This window comes from Flammeovirga sp. SJP92, from assembly GCF_001583495.1.
Classification (GTDB): domain Bacteria; phylum Bacteroidota; class Bacteroidia; order Cytophagales; family Flammeovirgaceae; genus Flammeovirga.
The window spans coordinates 139,148-164,557 of the sequence record NZ_LQAQ01000111.1; the positions used below are offsets into that span (position 1 = coordinate 139,148).

The window sequence follows — 25,410 nt, forward strand, 5'->3', positions numbered from 1 at the left end:
AATTATTGGCTACTATCTTTGTTTGATTTTTTTGAAGCCAATTAATATTTAACGAAAAGTTGAAATGATAGCAGTAATTTTTGAAGTATTACCAAAGGAAGAAAATAAGCAAGAGTATTTAGAAATAGCATCAAAGCTTAAGCCTATGCTAGAAGGAATGGAAGGATTTATCTCTATTGAAAGATTTCAAAGTCTTCAAAACCCCAATAAGATGCTTTCGCTTTCATATTGGGAAGATGAAAAAGCTATTGAACACTGGAGAAATAACATGTTGCATCGAAAGGGACAAGCTTCAGGTAAAAAGCATATATTCTCTGATTATAGCATTCGAGTTGGTCAAATAATTAGAGACTATGGATTGGATGATCGTGATGAAGCACCAGTAGACAGCAATAGTTATCACCAATAAAATAATGAAGCATGTTTGGAATCTGTGATGAAGATCTTATGATTCCAAACATGCTTTTTGCTATCTTACAGGTTTTAAGATAAAAAAGGAAGGTATTTTTACCATACATACTGCAGGGCTTCAATTTTTAATACTAGGACTTATTGTTAACTTCGATTTTTTAATAACAGTAATTAGTTTTGGCGGGTTTTATCCATGTACATTTGGTTCAGCTTGTCCTTAATTTTTAGACTAAATCTCTATTCAATTTTTTTGCCGAAAACATTCATCTGAAAATGAACAAACAAATTCTTCTGACACTCAGTGCTTCTTTCCTAATCTATGCTTGTGGAGATCTGAAAAAGGAAACTTCAACTAATGAAAAAGTTGAAGTGCTAACAGAAGTAGACCAAGGCTCAAGCTCTACATTAAATAAAACCTCAAAATCGAAATGGTTAGCTTTTCATCAGATATCAGAAACTATTTTTCCAAATGAAGGTACGCCATTAACATCTAATCCAAACTTGGTGAGATATGGTCTGTTTGAAGAGGATAAACAACTTTTTGAAAAAACATTTATGTATTCACCTGACTCCACTTATTATATTGATATGGATAGTTATGGATTGGAGATTGTAGAAAACAACGACGGAAGCTTGGAGTATATGGGAAGGGAAATTGATATAAAAGTATATCTTGTAAAAGTGGCGGAGGAAGATTCTTCAGCGATTGAATTGATGATGTGTGGCACACCTTGTTTTCCGGAAGAAGCATATTGGGAGGATAAATCGACTGTTTCAATTTTAGGAATGTCTTATAATGACAGAACAGAAAAAGTGTATCCAACCCTTTGGAAATACAATATTAAAACAAACGCTTTTGTAAAGTTCTTAGCTCAACAGGAAGTCAATAACATAGGACATGAGAACTATTTTGAGAAATATAGATTAAAGAAAATACTATCATCAAAAGAAAAATAGTATTTTCAGTTCGATGATCAAGAAGATTTCTACCATAAAAGAGCTTTACCATTTTATAGGGTTAAAGCGAACTCCAATTCATGAGGGTTTTGATGTGCTCACACATGAAGATACTTACCCTGATACCTCAAAAATGGTTCCTGCTCATCGGCGTGATTTTTTCTCTGTCATCTTTTTAGAAAATCAGCAAGAAGGAGAAATGCATATTGACCAAAATATGCATGCAAATCTAAATGATGTTTTATTTTTTCAATCCCCTCAACATATATTCAGCTTTGTAAGAGGAGAGGCAATGAAAGGTTTTCTGATTTTCTTTAAACCTGAAATTTTATTGCCTCACATTTCAAACCTCTCTTCACAGTACACCTTTTTCAGTACCTTGCAACAGAATCTGTTGCATTTAAACAAAGAAGAGAAAGAGGAAGTTGTACTGCTTTTCAATATGATACTAAAAGAGAAAAGAAATAAAGATCTGTGTAAGTACTTGTTGTTGTCACTTCTTGAAAAAAGTAAAACTATCTTTGAAAAGTATCAGACACGTTCTCAAGGTTTATCCTCGGAAAAACTTTTTGTAGAAAGGTTTAAACATTTGGTTGAAAATCATTTTATCGAGCAAAGATCTGTTGCCTTTTATGCAGAACAGTTAAACCTTACTGCTAATTACCTCAATGATCGAATAAAGGCTCATACGGGTTCAAATGCTAAAGAACATATTTCAAATCGTGTATTACTAGAGGCTAAAAATATGTTGCTTTATACAGATATGGATATTGCTGAAATAAGCCATGTACTTCAATTTAGCCAGCCTTCTTATTTCGGGCGTTTTTTTAAGAAATATACTCAGACCACTCCGAAGTCTTTTCGATTAAATCAGTAAAAAGTGACACTTCTTCCTTTTTTTGTATTACCGCTGGGCTGGTTAGATGAACTATCTTTGTCATGTAATCAGTTGTAGAGAAGCAATCTTTATTAATTCTCTTTGTCAATCAAAAATACAATGATGAAAGCAATACAAATCACAAGAACAGGTGGAACAGAAGTTTTAGAGTTAAAAGAGGTAAATCGTCCTGTTCCAAAAGAAGGACAGGTTTTAGTAAAAGTATATGCAGCTCCAGTCAATTTTATCGATACAATAATCAGAGAAGGAAATATGCCTCCAGGTATGATGCCTGAATTGCCTTTTATACCAGGTGTGGAGGGAACAGGAATTATCGAAGATGCGAATGGTACAGCATTTAAAAAAGGAAGTAAGGTAGCATTTTTGGGAGTGATTGGTTCTGCTGTTTATGCAGAATATACCTTGGTAGATGCTGATAAATTAGTGGTATTAGATGATCAAGCGGATTTAATAAAATCTGCAGTGTTGCCAGTTAACTACTTCACAGCCTACCATATGTTGAAAAATGTAGCAAAAGTAGAAGAAGGAAAAACAGCCTTGATTTATGCAGCCTCAGGTGGTGTTGGAACAGCTTTGGTTCAAATTGCAAAATTATTAAAATTAAATATTGTTGCATTAGAACGTAAGCAGGAAAAAGTAGAGAATGCTTTGAGTATGGGAGTGAACTATGCCTTTAATACTTCTGATGAAAATTGGAAAGAGAAAGTAAAGGAAGCAGTTGGTGAAAATAGCATTGATTATGTTTTCAACCCTGTAGTTGGTAATTCAGTGAAAGATGATTTGGAATTATTGGCTCCATTGGGCCATATTGTAATATTTGGATTTTTGGCAGGGTTAGGTGATTTTAATTTGATGGAGGAAAGTGTAAAACATTTCGGAAAGGCTCCAACCATTTCTTTCTCTGAATTATATGCTACTTTCAACCATCAATATACTCTGGTAGAGAATGGATTGAAAGAGTTATTCCAATGGCTAGAGGAAGGGAAAATTAATCCAGTTTATGAAACAATGCCTTTGAGTAATGTAAAAGAAGCTCATGAGAAGTTGCAAACTGGAAAAGTAAAAGGAAAGTTATTACTTACTATCTAGTAAAGATTACTGGAGAGGTTTAGAAATTATAATATGCTTATGATTTCTTGCTAATTTTAGAATAAAGGATCAAGTATTTCTTTTTAGAGGAAACCTTGATCCTTTTTTATTAAAAATTTATTTTGAGGGAGATTAATACGAAATACATATTTTGAATATGCACTCACTTTCATTAAATTAAGCTATGATTTTTAAATAGTTGTGTGTCCTATTTTATTATTTATAAAATATCAATTGGTTTTTTTATAAATATCGAAAACAAGCAAGCAGTACTAACAAAACTTATACGAAGATGAAATATCAAGAAATTAGAGCAGTCTATGACAAAAAAACTATTACAGTTTATCAAGCCTATAATAAGTCAATAGCACTGCCTGCGATAAAAAACCAAAAATTTGAATCTCCTTTTTCATTTAATAGAATGACTTGGGTTAAACCTTCTTTTTTATGGCTGATGGAAAGGAGTAATTGGGGAACTAAGTCTAATCAAGAATATATCTTAGGTATTAAGATAAAGAGAGAATGCTGGGAAAAGGCATTGTCATTGGGTGTGTTGACCGACCCAGATAAAGATACTTACAAAAGCGGTTATGAATGGGAAAAGCTATTTAAAGATGCAAAAGTCCATATTCAATGGGACCCTGAAAGAACTTTAAAAGGAGGGAAGTTAACAGAAAGAACAATTCAGGTAGGGATAAGTAGGTTTTTAATTGAAGAGTATAATCAAGAATGGATTGATGAAATTGTTGATATGACTCCTATGGTGAAAAAAATGAATCTTCTGCGTAAGGCAGGAAAGCATAAAGAATTGAAACGTTTCTTGCCAATCGAAAAGCTATATCCTGTACCAGTTACAATAGAGAAGAAAATCGGTATAAAATAAAAAAGACTATTATCAGAATGACTATTAATGATTTACCTAATTTAATGATCAATTTAAAATGAAACTATTAACTGTTATCTTATTTTTATTCACTTTTACTGCTAACAAAATAAACGAAACGAATGATGAATTAGCGAAGAAACTTATTGAAGAAATCAGATTTGTAAAGTATAACGAAGAGTTTGATGAAGATGATTTTTTTCGGGTAAATAATCTCCTAATTGAATATGAAATTGCGGGCCGTTTTGACTTTTTGAAAAATAGTCATGAATACAAAGAGTCCATCCACGAATTATTCAATTCTACGAATGAAACGAAAAGAGTATTTGCATACAGGCTGATTGGCATTATACAAGATGTTGATTTTAATGATGAGCTAATTGATAGAATTAATTCAGATGAGTCTTCATTGTTGAAGACTTGGAGTACCATGGCTGTAATGGCCAATAAAGTCTCTTCTGCATCTGATGACTTATTTCGAATTTTATCATCCTCTTCAAGCGGATTGCCATTGGATATTTTGATCGATAAATATGTTGCCTATGATACAAAAGCTGTGAAGTCATCTTGTTGGAAGTTTATAGATTCAAAGGACATCAGTGAACAGGTCATGGCAATACAGATTTTAGCAAATTTTGAACAAGATGTCAATCTTCAGAATAAACTATTAGAATTTGTTGAACAGTGGGAAGATGAATACAAAGGTTGGGTGATTTCTTCAATGGCACTTCAAAAAATGAGTCAATTAAAACCAATTCTGTCGGAGTATTACGAAATTGAATTTTTAAAAGGAATAATTATTGAAGCTTTAGAAGTTAGTTCTTCAAAAGAAGATAATATTTATGCTGAAGAGTTGAAAAAACAGAATTGATACAGTTTTTTAAAGAAGAACGAAAGGATTACTTAAAGAAACAACACAAAACTTTGACTTGAAATGAACAAGCTATTATCTCTCCTTCTATTGATGGCTATATCTGATTTTTTATTTGCACAAAGTCCAACTTCTTTGACTTTCCAATTAATAGATGCTCCAGATGGTACGAAATATAGTAAAGTGACTGAACTGGTTTTTGAAAAAAATAAAAAAGGGAATTATGAAGCTTATGATTACACTATAAAAGGTGAAAAAGAAGAACGGTTGAAATTAGAGGAAAGTCTTATTATTTCTCAATCTCTAGTAGAGAAGATGTTCTTAACCAAAAGAACCAGAGAGTATTATTGGACTGATTTGGAAAAAGGAAATCAACAATGGGATAAGGAATTAATCACAAGGAAAATAACTGTCAGTCATCCAATTTTAATTGATTCTATAAATTTCTGCAACAAATGGGATGCTCTCTCATTGAAAGTGGAGTGTATTGGGAGCCAAAGTATCATTATAAAAACGGATACAACTGTCATTTTTGAGTACAGTTATGGAGACCGTAAAAATAGAACATTTGATTTAGAAGGTTACCTTTTAACTTACCCTTTATTCAATGAACAATTGTCAAGTATTATTTCTACGGAAAGGTTTGGTTATACACTTTCAAGTTTAATCAGTGTTTTAGAATATTATAATAAATCACTTGAATGTGAAGAGTATTATTATGCTGAATTTATGAAGGAGAATCCAGGACGTACAAGTGCTGAAAATAGAATGAGAATAGGGTGGGACTTTCATCAATATTTAAGTCAAAGAGAGAAGAAATAAGATAATTGAAAACATTTATAACCAATAATTGAATCAACATGCCGTTCTGGGAAATTTCAAACCTGATTGTATTGACATTATTAGTTGTCATCTGTCTCCTGGGTATATTCTATAAGCATATATCTTTTGGAATGGGGCTGGGTGATATTGCGGGCTATTTTGTATTATTTGCAGGCACCATTACACATTTTATTTTAACCATATTTTTCAGTGATACTAAAAATGTTATATTATTGACTCTGGTATTTCTAGCTTTTCTGATTCTTATTGTTTTAAAAGCTACTCTTTTTCGGGGTAATTTGTACAAGTGGAATGGGAGTATTTTCTATTTGCCCTGTCCAGCAAAAATCAAAATATACAATTCAGGGAGAGTAAAAACTAAACTGATTCAAAAGTGTGGTAGAGATTTAGATTCAGAGTTTACGGGAGTGTGGGATGGAGAGTTTATAACAATTGTTTCAGGTTTTGTAGAAACACCATATGAGCTTCAAAAATATATTTCATGGCCTATTCAAAAGGTATATGTGGAGTTTTCAGAAGAAAGAAGTAAGGAAATAACAAGTGAATTTGTTTCTGAAAAAGAATATCAGATCTCAGCTGTCATTAATGCAATAAAGAATAAAATCCCTGTTTTAGTTGTACGCTCTATTGAAATTCTAGATTGAATTTTTTGAACTTAATTATTCAGTTTTCTATTTAGGTCTGTAGGTGCCTATACCATTTAGGCGGATTAATGATTTTTCATAATCAGAATTTTGTCATGAATATTTTAAAAGTTTTTTTTCTACTATTATCAATGAGTCTTATCGGCTTCTCATGTGCCAAGAATGATGTTAACTCAAACAGTGTTGAATTGACTGGAGTAATTGAAGAGCAAGGAATAACGACATATCAATATGGAACACATACTTTATCTGGTGTCGCATTAAGAAGTAATACAGTTAATTTGGATGAGTATGTAGATAAAAAAGTCACTATCATTGGTCATAAAGTAGAAGGTTATCCTGTTGATGGAGGCCCTGATTTTATTGAAGTTGATGAGATCAAATAAAAAAATCCCTAATCTATGTTCAATCGTAGATTAGGGGTTAAACGTTTTATTTTAAAGTCGCAATTATAATTCAAGTTCAATGGAAGGGTCCCAATAGATCTTATCCATGTTCTGAATTTTATTGTCTACTACAACCACACCTTCTTCTTCTAAACGTACTTGCATTGGGTTTTTGACATCGAAATGATGTTTTCCGGTGAGCAAACCTTGTTTGTTGACAACTCTATGTGCAGGAACAGCATCGTCACCGTGAGAAGCATTCATGGCCCAGCCTACCATTCTAGCACTGCCTTTTCTTCCCAAATAAGCACCAATTGCACCGTAAGAGGTTACTCGTCCTTTTGGTATTAATTTGACCACTTCCCAAACATCTTGGAAGAAGGAAGATTTTTCGTTACTCTCTTTTTGGCTCATTGTTCTCAATGATTTGTTTATAAGTGACAGTATAGATTTTTTGTCCATACATTTTTATCCAAGATAAAACCTCTTCACCGTTTTCAGACTGAATTCCTTGGTATTCAATATTGAGTTCTTTGGTTTTACTTTTCAAAAGGTCTTCAATTAGTGGAAGATTCTTTTTAGTGTTTTGTGAAAGTGATTTCAACTCGGCAATACTTGCTTCTGCTGCAAGCTTTGCGGTATTTTCAAGTTCTTTTTCTTCTTTTAAGAAATCATTGGTTAAAAGTTTTTCAGCGGTAGCTTCTATAGAATCTACTTCAGAAGCAAAAGATTTGGTTTTTATTTTATCGTAAGAAATTTTCTGTTCTGTTAATTTTTTCTTCAAGTTTTCAGAATATCTTGCAGAAAGCTCTACACATTGCTCTTTTTCATAAATGTTCATTGAATTCCATGATTTCCCAATGTAACACTCCCATAATAAAGTGTCCCTTGGGTTCAGCATTAGATGTTCAATAACATTTTCTTTACTTTTTAAATCTTGAGCAGCGCTGATGAATGGTAGAGTTAAGAAAATTAGATAAAATGTGATTTTTAGTTTCATATGAAAAAAATATTGTATCATTCCGATCAAGTGCATTAATGAATTTAATCTGAGCGTCGGTTGCAAAACCATTTTTATTCTTGTATACGTACTAATTTGACAATTGAACTATTTTAAGTTTAAATAAAGACAGTTATTCCAACAAAATAAACAAAAAACTATATTCATTATGGACTTATTCCAATAATATTAAAAAAGTAATCGTTAAAATTTACAATCAAAAATTTGACCATTATATTCATCTTATTATCATACACATTCTTAATTTTAATATGCCGAAGCCTGATACGATAGGAATTTGTGAAATGTGCGAAAAAAAGACAGAATTGACTTTCCATCATTTGATTCCTAAAAGTACACACAAAAATAAGTGGTTTAAGAAAAACTTCACAAAAGAAGAAATGATTTATAGTGGCATTAATATTTGTAGAAAATGCCATAACTTTATACATCAAACGTACTCAGAAAAAGAACTGGGAAGGAATTTTAATACAAAAGAGAAAATTCTTTCCGATGAGAAGATTCTTAAATTTGTAGAATGGGCACGAAAACATTGATTATGAAATACCTATTACTATTAGCTTTTTTTATATGCTCTTTTCACTCTTACAGTCAGGAAAAATTACCCAATAGACCAAAATCTGTTTTGGAAATTGGTATAGCATTAGGTTCCTATAGTGGTGACCTTTCTCCAACTTTTTCAAAAGTAAATGGAGGTCTTAATGTTGGACTGTTAATGAGAGCACAAAAACGTTTGAACTTAAGGCTTGATGCAAGCTATTTGTATTTGCAAGGTCAAAAGTTGAATGATCCTAATACGCTTCCTCCTTTGGAACCTCCTTTTCCGAACAATTTTTTTCAATCACATACATTAAACACAAGTCTATCAGTGCAATTTAATATTGTCAACAGTAGACATTTTAGATTGTATGTTGCGCAAGGGTTGGGTGTATTCTATTACAACCCAATGGATGAGGATGGCAATGAGTTGATTGAAAATTTAAAAGATGAACCCAACGGTATTTTTGAGACAAGAAACCAAAATGAAGAGTATTCAAATTTCGCAATGTCACTTCCAACGAGAGTGGGAATGACTTATTATTTTGAGAATAATTTTGGATTTGGGTTGAGTGCTACCTTTGTCAATCCTCTAACGGATTATCTCGATAATGTGTCAGAATTAGGTAATGTCAATGGGAATGATCAAGCTATGTCTATTAATTTCTCTTGCTTCATTCCATTGTCTTATGGAAAACTTTCAAGTCCAAGAAAAGAGAATTAATGTATTTGGACATTAATTCTCCCTTATATTATTGATCAAGGTTGGTCAATTGACCATCTTCAATTTTTCTGTAAAAACAAGACTTACGTGTTGTTCCTTCACTGTTTTTAGTATGGCAGGCACCTTTGCCCATCATTTTTACTTTGTATAAAAGAACATCCTGATCGCAGTCAGTCAAAATTTCTACTATTTCCAGATAATCGCCAGAAGTTAACCCTTTGGTCCAAAGTTCGTCTCTTGAAGTACTCCAGAAAGTAGCTTTTCCTAATTCTATTGTCTTTTGTAATGCTAATTCATTGGCCCATCCTTGCATCAAGATTTCCATATTTTCAACTTCTTGAACAATAACAGGGACAAATCCTCCTCTTTTCTCAAATTGAATCTCAATAGCGGAGCCTTCTTCTAAAACTTTTTTATTCATTTGGTTTATTTTGTAATGTAAAAAATTGCTTTGGTTGTTTTTGCCTGAAAAAAATCAATCCCAGGTCATAAAGGTCTACAGAAATACCTACACTTGGGTGTTTACAGATTTCATTCCATGCTTTCTTCATTCCTTTTGACCAATAAATGTCATCAAAGATGAAAAGAGAATTCTCATGTATATGAGGAAGACACTGTTCAAAGTACTTAATCGTAGGTTTGTACTTGTGGTTTGCATCAAAATAAACGACATCTACTTTGATAAATTTATCAAGAGCAGATTGTAGATTGTCATCAATATTCCCTTCCATCAATTCAATGTTAACTCCCTCAAACTTCTTGAAATTATCCTTTGCAACAGAAGCAATAGTTGAACTTCCTTCAAGAGTAATCGTCTCAATATCTTTACTATAACTCGATAAATACAAAGTGGAAATGCCTAACGATGTTCCTAGTTCTAAGACCTTTTTGTATTTATATTTTCCAATTAACTCAAAGAGAAGTGCACCTTCACGAGGAGAACATAAAGAAGAAGAGGCAATCTTAGAGATTTTTCGTTTTTTTTGTTTATTGACTTTAGAACCTGCCCCTAGATCTTCAACCTCTATCTTATCATTATTAGAAAGTAATTCTTTTCTTGTGGCTTCAATTTTATCAAAAATATAATACCACTTTTCCGGTGCAATAACCTGTGTATAGAGTTCATATACAAAAGGGGAATGCAAACCGTGTGCATTACCTGCTATAAATTTATATTTTATAAAGTCTAAAACTTGCATATACCTGTCAGTTAAGTCCTCCGGCAAAATCAGCCTTTACTTGAATTGGTTTGATTGTACTTTGAAAATAACACTTCTCAAAAGTAAAATGAGTGGCATTATCCAAAAGTTTTTCGTTGAAGTAATCGCAAATTAATCATAATAAATAGTATTAGATAATTTTGATCGGGGACTTATAGTTAAATATTCCACAGTTTACATTATCTTTGCGCGGAATTCATGCTATTTGGCATGCAAAAATAGACAAAGAATTAATCTTCTGAAATAAGATATATATCAATGGGATTAAAATGTGGTATTGTTGGTTTACCAAACGTAGGAAAATCAACGTTATTTAATGCTTTAACAAGCGCTGAAAATGCTGAATCAGCAAACTTTCCTTTCTGTACAATCGACCCTAACGTAGGTGTTGTAGTGGTTCCGGACCCAAGAATTAAAGTTCTTGAGGAATTGGTAAACCCTCAAAAAACATTACCTACTGTAATTGAGTTTGTTGATATTGCAGGTTTGGTAAAGGGAGCTAGTAAGGGTGAAGGTTTAGGAAACAAGTTCTTAGCCAATATCCGTGAAGTAGATGCTATTATCCACGTAGTAAGATGCTTCGATGATCCAAATATTGTTCACGTTGCTGGTAAAGTAGACCCAGAGGAAGATAAAGCTGTAATCGACATGGAGCTTCAGTTGAAAGACTTGGAGTCTGTTGAGAAAAAATTACAGAAGAACACTAAAATGGCAAAGACAGGTAATGCTGAAGCAAAGAAAATTGTTGCTGCATTAGAGAAGTTCCAAGCACATTTAGAAAGTGGTGAAAACGCTCGTTCAATCGATGCGTCTGAAGAAGAATGGGAAGTAGTTTCAGATTTGATGCTTTTAACTGCAAAACCAGTAATCTACTTAGCGAACGTTGACGAGGAAGGTATTCATGAGGATAACGAACTTGTGAACAACATGAGAGCAATTGCTGATAAAGAAAACGCTCAATTGATCAAAGTTTGTGCGGCGATTGAGGAGCAAATTGCTGGTTTAGATGATGAAGACGAAAAAGCAATGTTCTTAGAGGAGTATGGTTTAACTGAATCTGGTTTAGATCGTTTAATCAGAGCTTCTTATGCATTGTTAGACTTGATTACATACTTTACAGCAGGTGAAAAAGAGGTAAGAGCTTGGACTATCCGTAAAGGATGGAAGGCACCTCAAGCGGCAGGTGTAATCCATACTGACTTTGAGAAAGGTTTTATCCGTGCAGAGGTAATTCACTATGCTGATTATGTTGAGCATAAATCAGAGTTAGCTTGTAAAGAAGCAGGTAAACTGCAAGTAGAAGGTAAAGAATATACTGTTGAAGATGGTGATGTAATGCACTTCAGATTCAACGTATAATCAATATAATACGATCAAGACCCACTATTGGAAAGTTTTTCTGATAGTGGGTTTTGTTTTGTCTGAGTACTCGATTGTTAATTTTGAGTACAGCACTGAAAGACGTCTCCAATGAGGTACTATTTTATTTTGAAAATAGTCATCGCAAAGTAATAATTAGAAGTATTTAAAGTAATTTCGAACGAGTACTTACAGTGAAAAAACTTATAATTCTCTTTTGTACTGTTGTTGCACTGCTAGTATGTGTGTTTTTTAATATAACTTTTAGGAAAAGAGTAGGCTACAGTGTGCATGGGATTGATATTTCCCATTATCAAAAAGATGTAGACTTCAAAGAAGTGGTGAAGGATGGCTTTTCTTTTGTGTTTATGAAAGCTACAGAAGGAAATCACCTGAAGGATAATCATTTTGAAAAAAACTGGAAGGCGGCACATCAGGAAGAGATTATCAAGTCTGCGTATCATTTTTTCAGACCCAAGGTTGATCCTTATGCACAGGCAGATTGGTTTGTTAAACATGTAAAGCTGGAGCAAGGAGATTTACCCCCAGTTTTGGATGTTGAAACTTTTGACGGAGTAGCAATCGAAAAGATTAGGGAAAATGTAAGTATTTGGTTGAATCTTGTGGAGAAGAAATATGGAATAAAACCCATTATTTACACCAATTATTCTTTTTACCATGACGTTTTTTATAAAAGGGAAGCATTTGAGAAATACCCAATCTGGATAGCGGCCTATGGTAAAGTATTCAAGCCTGCTCTGAAAGATGACAAAAAAAAATGGAGTATGTGGCAATATACTGATAGTGGTAATTCAAGAGGAATTGAAGGAGATGTTGACCTTAATGTGTTTCATGGGACAATTGAAGATCTAAAAAGAATGTGTATTCCAGGGAAGTATGAGGTCGATGATTTGAAGATTCATATCCCTAAGTCATTGCCGAAAGTAGGTTTAAAGTAAAAAAAATATAATTTATTCGATTTACATCTATTTACTTTGTAATTTTGGCACCTAAGCGAAAAAGATAGAATTTATTTATATGGATAGTGTTCAAACGAAAAAGAGTAAACCCACAGTACTCTACGTAGATGATGAACAACAAAATTTAGTTTCTTTTAGAGCTGGATTCAGAAAGGTATATAAAGTGTTGATTGCAAACAGCGGGGACGAAGCCTTAGAAATCCTAAAAGAAGAACATCAAAATATAAGTGTAGTCATTTCAGATCAGCGTATGCCAAAAATGACAGGCGTAGAACTATTTGAAAGAGTCAGAGAGTTGTATCCTGATATTATGCGTATTGTTTTGACGGGCTATAGTGATGTTCAAGATATTATTAATGCCATCAGTAAAGGTGAGGTGTATAGATATATCACTAAACCTTGGAATAGAGATGAATTAATGGTGACTATTGATAATGCAATAGAAGCCTATAATTTAAAAGTGGAGAACAGAAGGTTATTTTACTCACTTCAAGAAGCTAACGAGAAGTTGGAAGAAAAAGTGAAAAGTCGAACCAAAGCTTTACAAGTTCAAAATGAAGAGTTGATTGAATTGGATGGTGAAAAAAATCATCTGATTGGGATCGTCGCTCATGATTTAAAAAGTCCATTAAGTCAGATTGATGGATTGATTGAATTGATGAAGTTTGATATGGAAACTTTCAGTTCTGAACAGAAAGAATATATCTCCATGATTCAAGATTCTATCAAAAAGCAAGAAGAGCTGATTACACAAATTTTAGATCTTAATGCTTTAGAATCTCAAACATCAAACTTAGCAATTCAACCTCTGAATCTTTCAAAATTAGTCAAAGAAGGTGTGGAACGTTTTGAGCTAACAGCTCAAAAGAAAAACATTACTATGGAGGTTGAGGCAGGTGAGGATTTATACGCTAATGTTGATGAAACTTATTTCGGACAAATATTACAGAATTTGATTTCCAATGCTGTGAAATTTAGTCCAAAAGACAAAAAGATAAAAGTATTCATCCTTGAAGTAGAGGAGAAGTTGGAAATTCATATTAAAGATGAAGGTCCTGGTTTGAATGAAAACGATAAGAAAAAACTTTTTGGAAGATTCCAGAAATTGTCAGCTAGACCAACTGGGGGTGAGCATAGTACAGGGCTTGGTTTATCTATTGTTAAGAAAATGGTAGAAGACATGAATGGTACTGTTGCTTGCGAGTCTACTTATGGTGAAGGTGCAGATTTTATTGTTGCATTCAAAAAAGTCAGTGAAAATTAAAACTTTCATCCTACATATAGGTTAAATGAACGACAGAAGAATCTTTACTAAACTATTCGATTTAGTAAAGATTCATTTTTTTATAGACATTAACCCAACTATAATAGGAGGGGATTTACATAACTACAAATGAAAAAAGGGGTATTACTAGTTAATTTGGGAACACCTGACAGCAATAGTACAGGTGACGTAAGAAAGTATTTAAGAGAATTTCTAATGGATGAAAGGGTAATCGATATTCCTTTCTATAAAAGATGGCCATTAGTCAACTTAATTATTGCACCTTTTAGAGCTCCAAAATCAGCTGTTGAATACAAAAAAGTTTGGACAGAAAATGGCTCTCCTTTATTATACTATGGTATTGAATGCAAGAAACTCCTTCAAGAAAAATTAGGAGAAGGCTATCATGTAGCTTTAGGTATGAGATATCAGAACCCTTCTATAGAAAGTGCACTCAATGAACTTAGAAATAATGATATTTCAGAAATTGTTGTAGTTCCTTTATTCCCTCAATATGCTTCAGCTACCACAGGTTCTGTTGCTCAAAAAGTGATGGAATTAACGCAGAAATGGCAGGTGATTCCAGATGTAAGTTATGTACAACATTATCACCGTCATCCGTTGTATATCAAGACTTTTGCTGATATTGGTAACAAGTACCTGCGTTCTCATGATTATGACCACGTGATTTTTAGTTTTCATGGTCTTCCAGAACGTCAAATTATCAAAGCAGATATTAAAACGTGCTGTAAATTAAGAGGTGAAGGTGGGAAATGTAATCGTAAAGGATATACAAAAAATACATTCTGTTACCGTTCAGCTTGTTTTGAAACAGCAGATTTGATTGCCAAAGAATTAGGACTTCCTGACAATAAATACAGTGTTTGTTTCCAATCTAGATTAGGTAAGGATCCTTGGATTCAGCCTTACACTGAAGACACAATCATAGATCTTACTAAAAAAGGAAAGAAAAGTGTCCTAGCATTCTCACCGGCCTTTGTAGCAGATTGTTTGGAGACAACTGTGGAAGTAGGAGAAGAATATAAAGAAATTTTTGAGGAAAATGGGGGAGAACATTGGCAGTTAGTAGAAAGCCTGAATGATCACCCAATGTGGATAAAGTGTCTTGAAGATTTAGTCAAAGGCAATGAAGCACACGTTCCGGAATTGTTTGATTAGGAATTATTAACCCTTCCAATCCACTTTTACAGACATATCTTTATGCTGTGATTTAAGTTCTAAAATGTGTTTTTTGACATTTTCTAATTGTTCTTCTGAAGTAAGTTCTTCTTCTACTGAATTGATTTCTTGTATCTTATCAATGAAAGATAAATCTTTCAACAGTTCTTTTATGATAGATGCATTTTTATCATCTTTTACTGATACAATTAACTGTGTCATAATAATGAGGGATTTGTGAATTTTTTTTGTTAATCTTGAAATTATACGTTGTTTTCTAAACTCTGTTTAATGAAGACAATTATATTTAGTGAATTGACAGTTAAATTTCTTTAAGAAGATCTAATAAATGCCTGATAAACAGAAAATAAGGTTGTTGAAATTCATTTTGACAGTCTATAAAGTTGTTGTTGAGCAAAGAAATGTATGGATCAATAACCTTCAGAACTGGTTAGAAAAGCATAACCCTAAAATTGAATTATTATTAGGGACAGCCGCATTATCAACATTAATTTATACGCAGGGTTTTGATCTGAATAAAAGGGAACTTGTAGAAGTAGTAAGGTATGACAGGTGGATTGCCACTACTTATGCAGTTGTTATTATTGTGAAACTTTTCTTTTTGAAGGACAAGAAAATTTTCATCAAAGAGAATGTAATTAATCTCCTTTTTATCATTTCTATCCTTGGCATTTTGGTTGTTAGAGCATTTTTTATGGATAGCTACCAAGAGGATGGAGAGCATTGGGGGTGGTCAACATACATTGTTGTTGTGCAAGTGATCATGATTGTGGCAAGTCTAGATTCTTTAGCAAACAACAGGTCTACTTGGCTTTTTTTTACAGCAAACAGTACTTCTATGATTGTAGGTTCCCTTCTGTTTATTATTGCAATGGGAACAGGGTTGTTGATGTTGCCTGAAGCTACTATTAAGCCTATTGGTTGGGTAGATGCTTTGTTTACCTCAACATCGGCCGTGTGTGTGACGGGTTTAGCGCCTTTTAACATCAGTGAAGTTTTTACTTTCAAAGGGCAGTTCATCTTGATGTTTCTATTTCAGATTGGTGGATTGGGAATTGTAACCCTGACTACTTTTATAGCCTTGACCATTCAACAAGGCGTAAAAACAAGAGAAGAATTTGTGATTCAAGATATGGTGGAATCAGATAGTATCAGTTCATCGGCTGATATTTTGAAGAAGATTTTTTACATCACTTTTACCATTGAATTGATTGGAGCAACAGCACTTTATATTGCTTGGAGCGATCTAGAGCTTTCTACGCCTGATAGAATATTCGTGTCAATTTTTCATTCCATTTCAGCATTCTGTAATGCAGGTTTTTCTAATTTTCCCAATGGTTTACAAGGTGCTGAATTTTCAACAGATTGGTTTTCGGGCACCATTATAATGTTGCTCATTGTTGTTGGAGGAATAGGTTTTAAGACTTATGGACAAGTATTTAAAAGAAAGGAGAAGTTCAAGAGAAACTTTTGTCTGCAATCCAGAATCTCTATTAATGTTACGGTCTTTTTGATTTTCTTTGGGGCTTTAGGATTATATATTACGGATTTTGATTTATGGAATAGTCAGTCTGCTTCAGATTCGGTTTTTCAGATTTTTTTTACAAGTATTACTTGTCGTACCGCGGGGTTTTCAGTGGTTGAAATTGGAGAGCTATCTGTGGGGAGTATTATGATGATGATCATGCTGATGTATATCGGCGGAGCTCCTAACTCTACGGCAGGAGGAATTAAAGTGACAACAGCTTATATTCTTTTGAAATACTTGAAAGCTCAAATAACAGGTCATAATCATGTACATATAGGTTGGAACACCATAGAAGAGTCCTCCATTCGTAGAGCAGTTATAGTATTTATGATGTCTATTTTATTGTCATTTTTTGGTCTGTTTTTACTCGTAATTATAGAGCCGTTATTGGAAACGGAAGATCTCTTCTTTGAATTCTTTTCAGCAATGGGAACTGCAGGTCTTTCAAGAGGAATTACAGCAGACTTATCAATAATGGGGAAACTCTTGATCGCATTGATTATGTTCTCTGGTAAAATTGGCTTATTTACATTGGTCTCATTATTAGGAGAAAATCATGATAACTTCAAGTACCGTTATCCAGAAACATCAATTTTAGTTGGTTAACAATGAAAAAAGTAGAAAAACGATTTGTATTAATAGGAATGGGAGCCTTCGGTATTGAAGTTGCCCTGACGTTGAGAGATAGTGAGGAAGATTTATTAATTATTCTTCATAATGATTTTGAATCAGTAAGAGAGTCAAAAGACAGTTTCATTACGCTTAAGAGATTAAGGGAAATGGGGTTTGAATATTTATATGAAACGGATACAACAAACCCATTAGCACTTAAGAAACATATTAAACCAACAGATACAGTAATTCTTTCTCACGGAAAGAATTTTGAAACAAAACTTTTAGCCATTGAAGCACTTAAAGAAATTGGTGTGCATGAAATTTTTGCCCGAGCAACTCGTGATATGCATGCAAAAGTATTGGGTAAAATGGGAATTTCAAGAGTAATCTTTCCAGAGAAGCAAGAAGGGAAAAGGTTTGCTTTGGAATTAATGAATAACCAAGTGAAGGCTATGGACGAAGTGGCTCCTGGAGTTTATATTGTTGAGTTGGATGTACCTAAGGTATTTTTAGGGAAAAGTATTCGAACTTTGAAATTTAGAGATAACTATCATGTATCTGTAATTTGCCTTAAAGAAAACTCTCACTCTGTTCATAAGAAAGAAGAGCAGGATGAAAAAGTTTTTATTCAGGATTTTAGAGATATTACACTACATGAAAATCATACATTAGTACTTGCTGGTGCAAAAGAAAGGTTGAAGCAAGTGACTGATCTGGTAGATAATTAAAGCCCATTAGGCTAAAATCAGGGGGCGAGTTACGGTTTTCAATTCTTCGTAGAACTTTGAGAACTGTACATCTCTGTCATAATAACTTACAGCCGCTTTTCGCGATCTAGATGCAAGTTGTTGGTATTCTTCATGAGTTAAGTTTTGTAAAGACTTTATATTTCTTATGAGTTGCTCCAAATCATTAGGTCTTGAAGTAAGACCGCATTCATGTTTTAAAACCAATTCTTCACCTTCCCCTTGGCCGTGGAATAATACAGGCATACCAAGACTTAAACTTTCATAAAGCTTAGCAGGTAACGTTCCCTTCACATATCTCTTTTGAGAAATAAGGGCAACATCATATTTCTTTACTACTTCAGGAACCTTCTTATAGTTTACCTTAGGATGTAAAACTACATTCTTTAGATTGTTGTTAAGGATATAATTTCTAATCTTATCCTCTTCAATACCTCCTCCATAAATATGCATTTCGCAATCCAGTTCATCAAAAGGAACAGTTTTAATGAGGTCTAAAATACCGTGTGCCACGCCCAAAACACCTGTATACACTATTTTAAGTTGATGATGTTTGGTAAGGTTTTTCCTCGGATAAAAAGTATTGATATCGGCACCAATTCGATATAAAAATACATCTTTGTATCCGATGTCTTCAATATAATCTTTCGTTTCGTCTGATTGAGTAATAATAAAGTCAGCTTTGTTATAATAAAACTTTTCTAGCTTGTGAAGTATCTTATAAGCGAATGATCCTTTTCTGATACTTCCCAGGTCTACCATTGCTTGTGGCCAAAGATCCGACACATTAAGGACTAGTTTAACATCTTGAATTCTTTTGAGAAGAATTCCTAGTAAAGGCAATGTGATAGGGGGAGTCTGTACAATTACAACATCAATCTTTCTACTTTTGAGTAAGTTGATAGAGAATAGCATGCTAATCAGCATTGTTGTCATACTCAGAAGACGTAAGAATGCATTGTTTTTTTGTGAAGGAATTAACCAATGTCTAAAAACGTCAACATTGTTAATTTTAGTTTGATTTCTAAAGGTGAAGAAATCTTTTAATTGAAGTTTTCCGGTAGGGTAGTAAGGATGTGATGTGAGAACAGTTACGTTGTGTCCAATAGCACGAAAACTCTCAGCCATATGAGCATACTGATGAGGCGCTGCTCCAAAATCTGGCGGATAGCAATGAGTAATAATACAAATGTTTAGGTCTGTATTATTACTGATGTATTCATTGATATTTTTAAACTTATTGGACTTTAATATCATTCTTCTCTAGAAATAACCAGAATTAACGGTCAACTTCACCCATTACTACATCAATTGAGCCAATTATTGCGATCAGGTCTGATAATAATACTCCTTTTGATATTTCAGGTAATACTGATAAATTACAAAAAGAACATGCTCTTACTTTTAAACGTTCAGGTATATCAGATTTGCCATTTGTTCTGAAGAAATATCCTAATTCACCTTTTGGATTTTCAGCTCTACTATAGAAATCCATCGCTTTTGGACGGATCTTTTTCGGAACTAAAGCTTGAGGATCAAAAGTACGATCTCTTTTATGGTCAGTGGTCAATTGAGCAACACACTGTTTCATAATTTTTAACGACTCCCAACACTCAAGAACTCTTACGTAAGTTCTATCCCAGCAGTCGCCAACTGTTCCCATTTTACCTTCGCCGACTGGAATGTCAAAATCCAGTTCAGGATAAACAGAATAGGCATCCACTTTTCTTAAATCATGTGCTAAACCTGATCCTCTTAAAACTGGACCTGATGTGCCATAATTAATTGCAATATCCAAAGGCAGTACACCTACATTAGCTGTTCTCTCAATGAATATTTTATTATCAATAATAAGTTCTTTTAACTCTTGAAGTTTAGGTTCAAAATATTCGATAAACTCTGCACATCTTTCTTCAAAACCTACAGGTAAATCATAATAGAGGCCTCCAATCCAGATATAGTTATACAACATTCGGGCACCCGAAACCCATTCTAATAGACGAAGGATATGTTCTCTATCTCTCATCATCCATAAGAAAGGTGTGGTTGCACCAATATCCAAACCGTAAGTACCAATAGCGATAAAATGAGACGCTAAACGGTTCAATTCGGCAACTAATACTCTAATATACTCAACTCGCTTGGGAATTTTCTCATCTATTCCCATCATTTTTTCAACTCCCATGGCAAAAGCGTGCTCAGAATTAATGGCAGCCATGTAGTCCATACGGTCTACGTAAGGAATAATTTGTTGGAAATTGAGGTTTTCCGCATGTTTCTCAAAACAGCGGTGCAGGTAACCTAAGTGAGGAACCAAGTCAACAACATATTCTCCATCTGTTAATACTTCAAGACGTAATACACCGTGCGTAGAAGGGTGATGAGGACCTAGGTTGATCACCATTTCCTCCATTTTAAGTTTGGATGCATCAAAAAAATTCTTCGAAGAATTGATTAAATGATCTTCTTGAAACTGATATTGAATTTGTCTTTTTTCCATATTTTGTTTGTCCTCAGATTTTCAAAATTGATAGATAAACATCAAAAATTCAAGAAAAATGAGAAGACCTTCCTTAATTCCATTAATAAAACTGTAAAATTAGGATCAAAATTGTTGAATCATTATTATAAATACCAAAAATGTTTAATTTTGTCCGAGAAAAATACATCTCATTTTTGAGGGAATTTTTTGGCCAATGGTCCATCCTAATCATTTTTAGGGATGGTCAGTAGTATATATTGATGCACTTTTAACCGCTTTTTAAGATGGGTACACCACAAGACGAAACTCAGGCAAACGAAATCCAAGATTCAAATGCAGTAGAAAACACTGCTCCACAATTAGACGATGTTGCTGATATGGGCGATGACGTTGCGGATTTCGGTGATGATGAGTCTTCACAAACAGTAGAAGAAGAATTACAAGAAGATGTAGATTTCTCTAGTCACTCAAAAGAAGAGTTATTAAAAGAAATCCAAAAGCTAGTAGGTAATTCTGATGTTGTTAAAGCTGAGAAAATCGCGAAGCAAATCAAAGAAGTTTTTGAACCTCTAAGAAAGGAAGAAGAAGCTAAAGCTCGTGAGGAATTCAAAGCTAGCAATGGTGATGTAGAAGGTTTTGAATATGCAGATGCTGACGCAAAAGCATTTTACGAAGCTTTCGGTACAATTAGAACAAGTCGTCGTCAACATTTTGAGCAAATGCAAAAAATGCGTGATGATAACTTAAAGAAAAAGCGTAGTATTATTGCTCAAGTGAAAGAGTTGATCGAAACAACTGATGACAAAGGAGTAATGAACAAAGTGAAGGAATTGCAAGCACAATGGAAAACGATTGGTGCGGTTCCTCAACAAAATGCTGAAGAAATCTATAAAACTTATGGAGCTCTTTTAGACAGATTCTATGATCAAATGAGCATTGAATTTGAATTGAAAGAGTTGGATAGACAAAAGAACTTAAAAGCGAAAAAAGGTTTAATCGAAAGAGCACAAAAACTTCTTGATGTTGAAAATATCAATGAAGCTGTAGTTTCATTAAACCAGTATCACGAAGAGTTCAGAAACATTGGTCCAGTTCCAAAAGAGGAAAAAGATAATATCTGGAATGCATTCAAAGAGATTTCAGATAAGATCTACGACTTGAAGAGAAAGCATGCTGAAGAGTTCAAGAAAGTGTTGGAAGAAAACATGAAATTGAAGCAAGCATTATGCTTGAAAGTAGAACCTTTCTCAACTTTCGATACAGATCGTATCAAAGAGTGGAACGAGGAGACAAAGAAATTATTAGAAGTGCAGAAAGAGTGGGAGGCAATTGGTCCAGTTCCAAGAGAAGTGGCAAATGGTATCAACAAGCAATTCTGGGCAAACTTCAAGCAATTCTTTGCCAACAAAAACAAATTCTTTGAAGTATTAGAAGCTCAAAGAGCAGTAAACTTAGAGAAGAAAAAAGCCTTAGTTGAAAAAGCAGAAGAATTAAAAGAATCTTCGGATTGGAATGCTACAGCTGATGCATTGATCGCTTTACAAAAAGAGTGGAAAGGTATTGGTCCAGTTCCTGAAAAATTCAGAGATTCTGTATATGCTGAATTCAAGGCAGCTTGTGATGCATTCTTCGAAAGAAAGCGTAACAAACGTCAGGAAGAATCTAAAGAGTTTATTGAAAACTTGAAGAAGAAAGAAGAAGTATGTTTAGAGATTTCTAAACTTGTTGCTGATAAGGCTGCTTTCGACCAAAAGTTGTTAGATGAAAAAGCAGAAGCATTCTTTGCTATCGGTTTTGTACCTCGTAAAGAAAAAGATACTATTGTAGACAAATTTGTCGCAGTAGTGGAGGAGTATGTAGGTAACTCTGAAGATTTAGACGAAAAAGGTAAATTACAAGCATTGGCTTCCGTATTCAACCACTTGCCAGGTGGCGGTAATCGTTTGAGAAACCAAGAACAAAATATCAGAACTCGTATCAAAAACTTAGAGGATGATATTGCTTTATGGCAAAATAACTTAGCTTTCTTTGCTAACTCTAAAACAGCGAATAAACTGTTAGAAGAGTACAATGTAAAGATTGATGAAGCGAAAGTTGAGGTTGCTAAATTGAAAGATCAATTGAAAGTGATTAGAAGCATGGAATCTTAATTTTTAAGATAAAAGTCATATTAAAAAGGGCATTCACAATTTAACTGTGAATGCCCTTATTTTTTTACATAAAATAAAAAGAATAGTAACTCTTAATTCATGCAAAGATCTTCATATTTTGATTCTATTTTAATTCCCAAAGCTTTCGCTTTCTGAAAACCATTACAAGCTTTGTATTTATCTCCTTTTTGGAATAATAAAGCTGCTTGAGTGTAAAATAGTTCTCCTTTGATATTTGAGTACTCTTCTTTGAATCCTTTCAGCTGACTGAAATCGTCAGATTTAGCCAAAGCAATGTCAATCTGAAGTAAAGCACTATTGACCTCATCTATCGACGCGTAAGCATTTGCTTGTTTGTTTAGAACATCAATAAACTCCTTATGATTGCCGTTGGCTTCGTCAAAACTTTTGATGTAAAGGTCATACTGCTTAATCGCCTCAACATAATTTTTTTCTTGAATTTGGATGTCAGCAATGATCAAATAGGCCTCAGGATTAGTATCTGTATCTTTACTATCCACTGCAACAGATCTGGTCATATATTGGCTGGCGTAATTCATGGCTTCAGGTTTGCTCGCCGAAGCACTAACTTCCTGGTTATTTTTTTGATAAGCGTAAAGTTGTGCCATTTTCAAGTAGGCATCTTGATTACCCAACGCAATAGCTTTTTGATAATGGTTCTCAGCTTTTCCTAGATCTTGAGCCGTCTGACATTTTCCATCTTTATAAATATCACCTAAGTACAGTTCAGCCTCAGCCGAATTTTGCCCTGCAGCTTTACTGAGCCAATTAATAGCAGATAGCTTTTCTTTTTTGAAATAGTATTTACCTAACATTAATTGAGCTTCAAGATTACCTTGGTTTGCCAAGTAAGTAGCATACTCAAGGTCACTTTTATCTAAATATTTAGAAATGTCATATTGCTTTAAAGCTACTTTTGCAGAATAAACACCATGGTTTGCGGCTTTCATATACCATTTAATAGCAGAAGCTTCACTCTGTGCCACGCCTTCACCCATTGCATACATGTTGCCCAATAAATATTCAGCAGAGTCAGACCCCACATAAGCGGCTTGTCTTCTCCATTTGAAAGCTGAAGTTGCACTTTTTTGGAGTGGAGGAGTGCCATTGAAATATAAATCTGCTAAGGATAACATGGCAGGTTGATAATCTTGAAGCGCAGCTCTTTGGCAAAACTCAACTTTTTTCAATTCATCTTCTTTTGTTGGATTTTTCTTGTTGGCATAAAGCAAATATAATTCATATTGTGCTTCCGCATCATTATCAGCAATTGCTTTGTATTGAATATATTCAAGGTTGTTGGGATCAACGAAAGTTTTGATGTCCATTTTAGACAACATCTGAATCGCCTCTCTATTATTATTGTTGGCAGATTTAAGCAATAGGGAAACTGCTTTTCTGGAATCTTTGTTTCCTACAAGTCCATTTTTGTAAAATAATGCCAATTCATATTGAGCTTCAGGATGATTCTTATCGGCGGCCTTAGTAAGTAAATCAAAGCTCTTATTCAAGTCTTTGGGTACTTCATCACCGTTTTTATAAGCTAGACCTAAAGCATATTCAGATTGAGCATTTCCACTGTCGCCTAAGTACTTCTGATAGAAAATATCTGTGTTTTTGTTAGCGTAAGTATTTAAGTCTAAATCTTTTAATAATTCATCTGAGTCTTTGAAATTTTGATCCCATGACCTTAATAAATGGTAGATTGCTTTATCTTGATCTTTTCCAACAATTTGACCCTTTTGATAATACTTGCCTAAAATGTAATGTGCTTCAGCATTTTTACCTTTAGCAGCAATATTGTATAGCTTAATGACTTCAGTAGTTTCACCTTTAGCTTCCTTGATTTTAGCTAAATGCAATGCGGCAGCGGGGTGGTTTTGTAAAACCGCCTTTTCATAATACTGACTTGCTTTTTTTACATTTTTCTTCTCAATTTGTCCTTCTTCATAGGTAAGTCCTAGCTGATACCAAGCCTCAGGGTCATTGTTAAATTTGGCTTGCTTCTTCAATGATTCCACATCTTGAGCAAAAGAGTTATCAAAGGCTAAAGAAAAGAAAATTACAAAAGTATACAGATATAATCTATTGGTATATATCATTATAGTTATGAATATGATATTTAGTGGATTCTGGACCTTCTTTCGAGTGAAATTTGATTGACAAACTGACCTACTATTTTGGGGTCCAAAATTCAAAAGCTAATTTCTTAAGATGATAAATTTAATCTTATAATACTATAACACAGATTAATTGTATTTTCTTATATCAAAGCCGAATATTTTTTCAACTTTTTAAAGAAAATTTTTCATTCTAACCTTAAACGTAACTGATTTAATGTAGCTCAAAAAATCTATCGTTCCACTAAACTGCTGATTTGCAGTTGAAATGGATTTTGTGTCACTTTTCTGATGTTTTTCGTAATTCTCTAATAATAAGGAAGCTACTAAGTTTGGAGCGATGTTGTTACTATTTAATTCAAAATAATCACTATTGAAGGAGTTTATTTATTGTAATTGATCCGTTAAAATTTTATTTTTGCAGACTAATTAGAAATAGTATTAATACAAGGAATTCATAT

General features: G+C 33.6%; 25 protein-coding genes. 17 read left to right on the plus strand and 8 right to left on the minus strand.

Translation table 11 applies throughout. The annotated features are described in order from the left end of the window. Window positions 1–64: 64 nt before the first annotated feature. The 9 genes from AVL50_RS28605 to AVL50_RS28645 all read left to right on the plus strand — a co-directional run bounded on the left by AVL50_RS28605 (window position 65) and on the right by AVL50_RS28645 (window position 6,982). Complete coding sequence (locus AVL50_RS28605; protein WP_062620815.1) at window positions 65–409, plus strand: antibiotic biosynthesis monooxygenase; 345 nt, start codon at window positions 65–67, stop codon at window positions 407–409. Window positions 410–684: 275 nt separating this feature from the next. Continuing rightward, window positions 685–1,368, plus strand: a complete 684-nt coding sequence (locus tag AVL50_RS28610) for a hypothetical protein (protein ID WP_062620817.1) — start codon at window positions 685–687, stop codon at window positions 1,366–1,368. A gap of 13 nt (window positions 1,369–1,381) precedes the next feature. After that, entirely contained in the window at window positions 1,382–2,245 is an 864-nt protein-coding gene (locus AVL50_RS28615) for an AraC family transcriptional regulator (protein WP_062620819.1), read from the plus strand. A gap of 120 nt (window positions 2,246–2,365) precedes the next feature. Continuing rightward, window positions 2,366–3,355 carry a zinc-binding alcohol dehydrogenase family protein gene (locus AVL50_RS28620; RefSeq protein WP_216639099.1) on the plus strand — a complete coding sequence of 330 codons (990 nt, stop codon included), beginning with the start codon at window positions 2,366–2,368 and terminating at the stop codon, window positions 3,353–3,355. A 292-nt stretch (window positions 3,356–3,647) separates the two neighbouring features. Beyond that, window positions 3,648–4,238 (plus strand): DUF4291 domain-containing protein, encoded by a 591-nt coding sequence (locus tag AVL50_RS28625; protein ID WP_062620821.1) that lies wholly within the window; start codon window positions 3,648–3,650, stop codon window positions 4,236–4,238. Window positions 4,239–4,296: 58 nt separating this feature from the next. After that, a complete protein-coding gene (locus tag AVL50_RS28630) occupies window positions 4,297–5,109 on the plus strand; it encodes a hypothetical protein (RefSeq protein WP_062620822.1) in 813 nt (270 codons plus the stop codon). A gap of 63 nt (window positions 5,110–5,172) precedes the next feature. Continuing rightward, the gene (locus AVL50_RS28635; RefSeq protein ID WP_157491649.1) at window positions 5,173–5,931 is read left to right on the plus strand and encodes a hypothetical protein; all 759 of its coding nucleotides are present in this window, start codon (window positions 5,173–5,175) and stop codon (window positions 5,929–5,931) included. Between the two features lie 71 nt (window positions 5,932–6,002). Beyond that, complete coding sequence (locus AVL50_RS28640; RefSeq protein WP_157491650.1) at window positions 6,003–6,596, plus strand: hypothetical protein; 594 nt, start codon at window positions 6,003–6,005, stop codon at window positions 6,594–6,596. Window positions 6,597–6,691: 95 nt separating this feature from the next. Beyond that, window positions 6,692–6,982 (plus strand): hypothetical protein, encoded by a 291-nt coding sequence (locus tag AVL50_RS28645; protein WP_157491651.1) that lies wholly within the window; start codon window positions 6,692–6,694, stop codon window positions 6,980–6,982. A gap of 63 nt (window positions 6,983–7,045) precedes the next feature. On the opposite strand, the gene AVL50_RS28650 is transcribed toward AVL50_RS28645, so the two are convergent. Together AVL50_RS28650 and AVL50_RS28655 are read right to left on the minus strand one after the other, a co-directional pair. Continuing rightward, window positions 7,046–7,396, minus strand: a complete 351-nt coding sequence (locus tag AVL50_RS28650; RefSeq protein WP_062620830.1) for an MGMT family protein — start codon at window positions 7,394–7,396, stop codon at window positions 7,046–7,048. Next, a complete protein-coding gene (locus AVL50_RS28655) occupies window positions 7,377–7,982 on the minus strand; it encodes a hypothetical protein (protein ID WP_157491652.1) in 606 nt (201 codons plus the stop codon). The genes AVL50_RS28650 and AVL50_RS28655 overlap by 20 nt, the downstream gene beginning before the upstream one ends. Window positions 7,983–8,541: 559 nt before the next feature. On the opposite strand from AVL50_RS28655, the gene AVL50_RS28665 reads away from it, so the two are divergent. Beyond that, window positions 8,542–9,264 carry an outer membrane beta-barrel protein gene (locus AVL50_RS28665; protein WP_062620835.1) on the plus strand — a complete coding sequence of 241 codons (723 nt, stop codon included), beginning with the start codon at window positions 8,542–8,544 and terminating at the stop codon, window positions 9,262–9,264. A gap of 28 nt (window positions 9,265–9,292) precedes the next feature. On the opposite strand, the gene AVL50_RS28670 is transcribed toward AVL50_RS28665, so the two are convergent. Together AVL50_RS28670 and AVL50_RS28675 are read right to left on the minus strand one after the other, a co-directional pair. Beyond that, window positions 9,293–9,685 (minus strand): phosphoribosyl-AMP cyclohydrolase, encoded by a 393-nt coding sequence (locus AVL50_RS28670; protein ID WP_062620837.1) that lies wholly within the window; start codon window positions 9,683–9,685, stop codon window positions 9,293–9,295. Further along, the gene (locus AVL50_RS28675; RefSeq protein WP_062620839.1) at window positions 9,678–10,463 is read right to left on the minus strand and encodes an O-methyltransferase; all 786 of its coding nucleotides are present in this window, start codon (window positions 10,461–10,463) and stop codon (window positions 9,678–9,680) included. The genes AVL50_RS28670 and AVL50_RS28675 overlap by 8 nt, the downstream gene beginning before the upstream one ends. A gap of 279 nt (window positions 10,464–10,742) precedes the next feature. On the opposite strand from AVL50_RS28675, the gene ychF reads away from it, so the two are divergent. The 4 genes from ychF (at window position 10,743) to hemH (ending at window position 15,266) form a co-directional block, all read left to right on the plus strand. Next, the gene (ychF, locus tag AVL50_RS28680) at window positions 10,743–11,843 is read left to right on the plus strand and encodes a redox-regulated ATPase YchF (RefSeq protein WP_062620841.1); all 1,101 of its coding nucleotides are present in this window, start codon (window positions 10,743–10,745) and stop codon (window positions 11,841–11,843) included. Window positions 11,844–12,037: 194 nt separating this feature from the next. Then, window positions 12,038–12,802, plus strand: coding sequence for a glycoside hydrolase family 25 protein (locus AVL50_RS28685; protein WP_082796050.1), 765 nt, complete (start codon window positions 12,038–12,040; stop codon window positions 12,800–12,802). 79 nt (window positions 12,803–12,881) lie between these two features. After that, on the plus strand, window positions 12,882–14,087 hold the full coding sequence (locus AVL50_RS28690) for a hybrid sensor histidine kinase/response regulator (RefSeq protein WP_062620844.1): 1,206 nt from the start codon (window positions 12,882–12,884) through the stop codon (window positions 14,085–14,087). 129 nt (window positions 14,088–14,216) lie between these two features. Further along, window positions 14,217–15,266, plus strand: coding sequence for a ferrochelatase (gene hemH / locus AVL50_RS28695; RefSeq protein ID WP_062620846.1), 1,050 nt, complete (start codon window positions 14,217–14,219; stop codon window positions 15,264–15,266). 6 nt (window positions 15,267–15,272) lie between these two features. Here the strand turns inward: hemH and AVL50_RS28700 are convergent, their stop codons facing one another. Then, window positions 15,273–15,488, minus strand: a complete 216-nt coding sequence (locus AVL50_RS28700; RefSeq protein ID WP_062620847.1) for a hypothetical protein — start codon at window positions 15,486–15,488, stop codon at window positions 15,273–15,275. A 127-nt stretch (window positions 15,489–15,615) separates the two neighbouring features. Here AVL50_RS28700 and AVL50_RS28705 point away from each other — a divergent pair, with 127 nt between their 5' ends. Together AVL50_RS28705 and AVL50_RS28710 are read left to right on the plus strand one after the other, a co-directional pair. Next, window positions 15,616–17,421: a TrkH family potassium uptake protein gene (locus AVL50_RS28705; protein ID WP_062620849.1), complete on the plus strand. Its 1,806-nt coding sequence runs from the start codon at window positions 15,616–15,618 to the stop codon at window positions 17,419–17,421. Between the two features lie 2 nt (window positions 17,422–17,423). Then, window positions 17,424–18,158 (plus strand): TrkA family potassium uptake protein, encoded by a 735-nt coding sequence (locus AVL50_RS28710; RefSeq protein ID WP_062620850.1) that lies wholly within the window; start codon window positions 17,424–17,426, stop codon window positions 18,156–18,158. Window positions 18,159–18,164: 6 nt separating this feature from the next. Here the strand turns inward: AVL50_RS28710 and AVL50_RS28715 are convergent, their stop codons facing one another. After that, window positions 18,165–19,433 (minus strand): glycosyltransferase family 4 protein, encoded by a 1,269-nt coding sequence (locus AVL50_RS28715; RefSeq protein ID WP_062620852.1) that lies wholly within the window; start codon window positions 19,431–19,433, stop codon window positions 18,165–18,167. A 22-nt stretch (window positions 19,434–19,455) separates the two neighbouring features. Then, window positions 19,456–20,676 (minus strand): NADH-quinone oxidoreductase subunit D, encoded by a 1,221-nt coding sequence (locus tag AVL50_RS28720; protein WP_062620853.1) that lies wholly within the window; start codon window positions 20,674–20,676, stop codon window positions 19,456–19,458. A gap of 266 nt (window positions 20,677–20,942) precedes the next feature. Between AVL50_RS28720 and AVL50_RS28725 the strand changes: the two genes are divergently transcribed. Next, complete coding sequence (locus AVL50_RS28725; protein ID WP_062620855.1) at window positions 20,943–22,808, plus strand: DUF349 domain-containing protein; 1,866 nt, start codon at window positions 20,943–20,945, stop codon at window positions 22,806–22,808. Window positions 22,809–22,900: 92 nt separating this feature from the next. On the opposite strand, the gene AVL50_RS28730 is transcribed toward AVL50_RS28725, so the two are convergent. Beyond that, window positions 22,901–24,931, minus strand: a complete 2,031-nt coding sequence (locus AVL50_RS28730; RefSeq protein ID WP_062620856.1) for a tetratricopeptide repeat protein — start codon at window positions 24,929–24,931, stop codon at window positions 22,901–22,903. Between the last annotated feature and the right edge of the window lie 479 nt (window positions 24,932–25,410).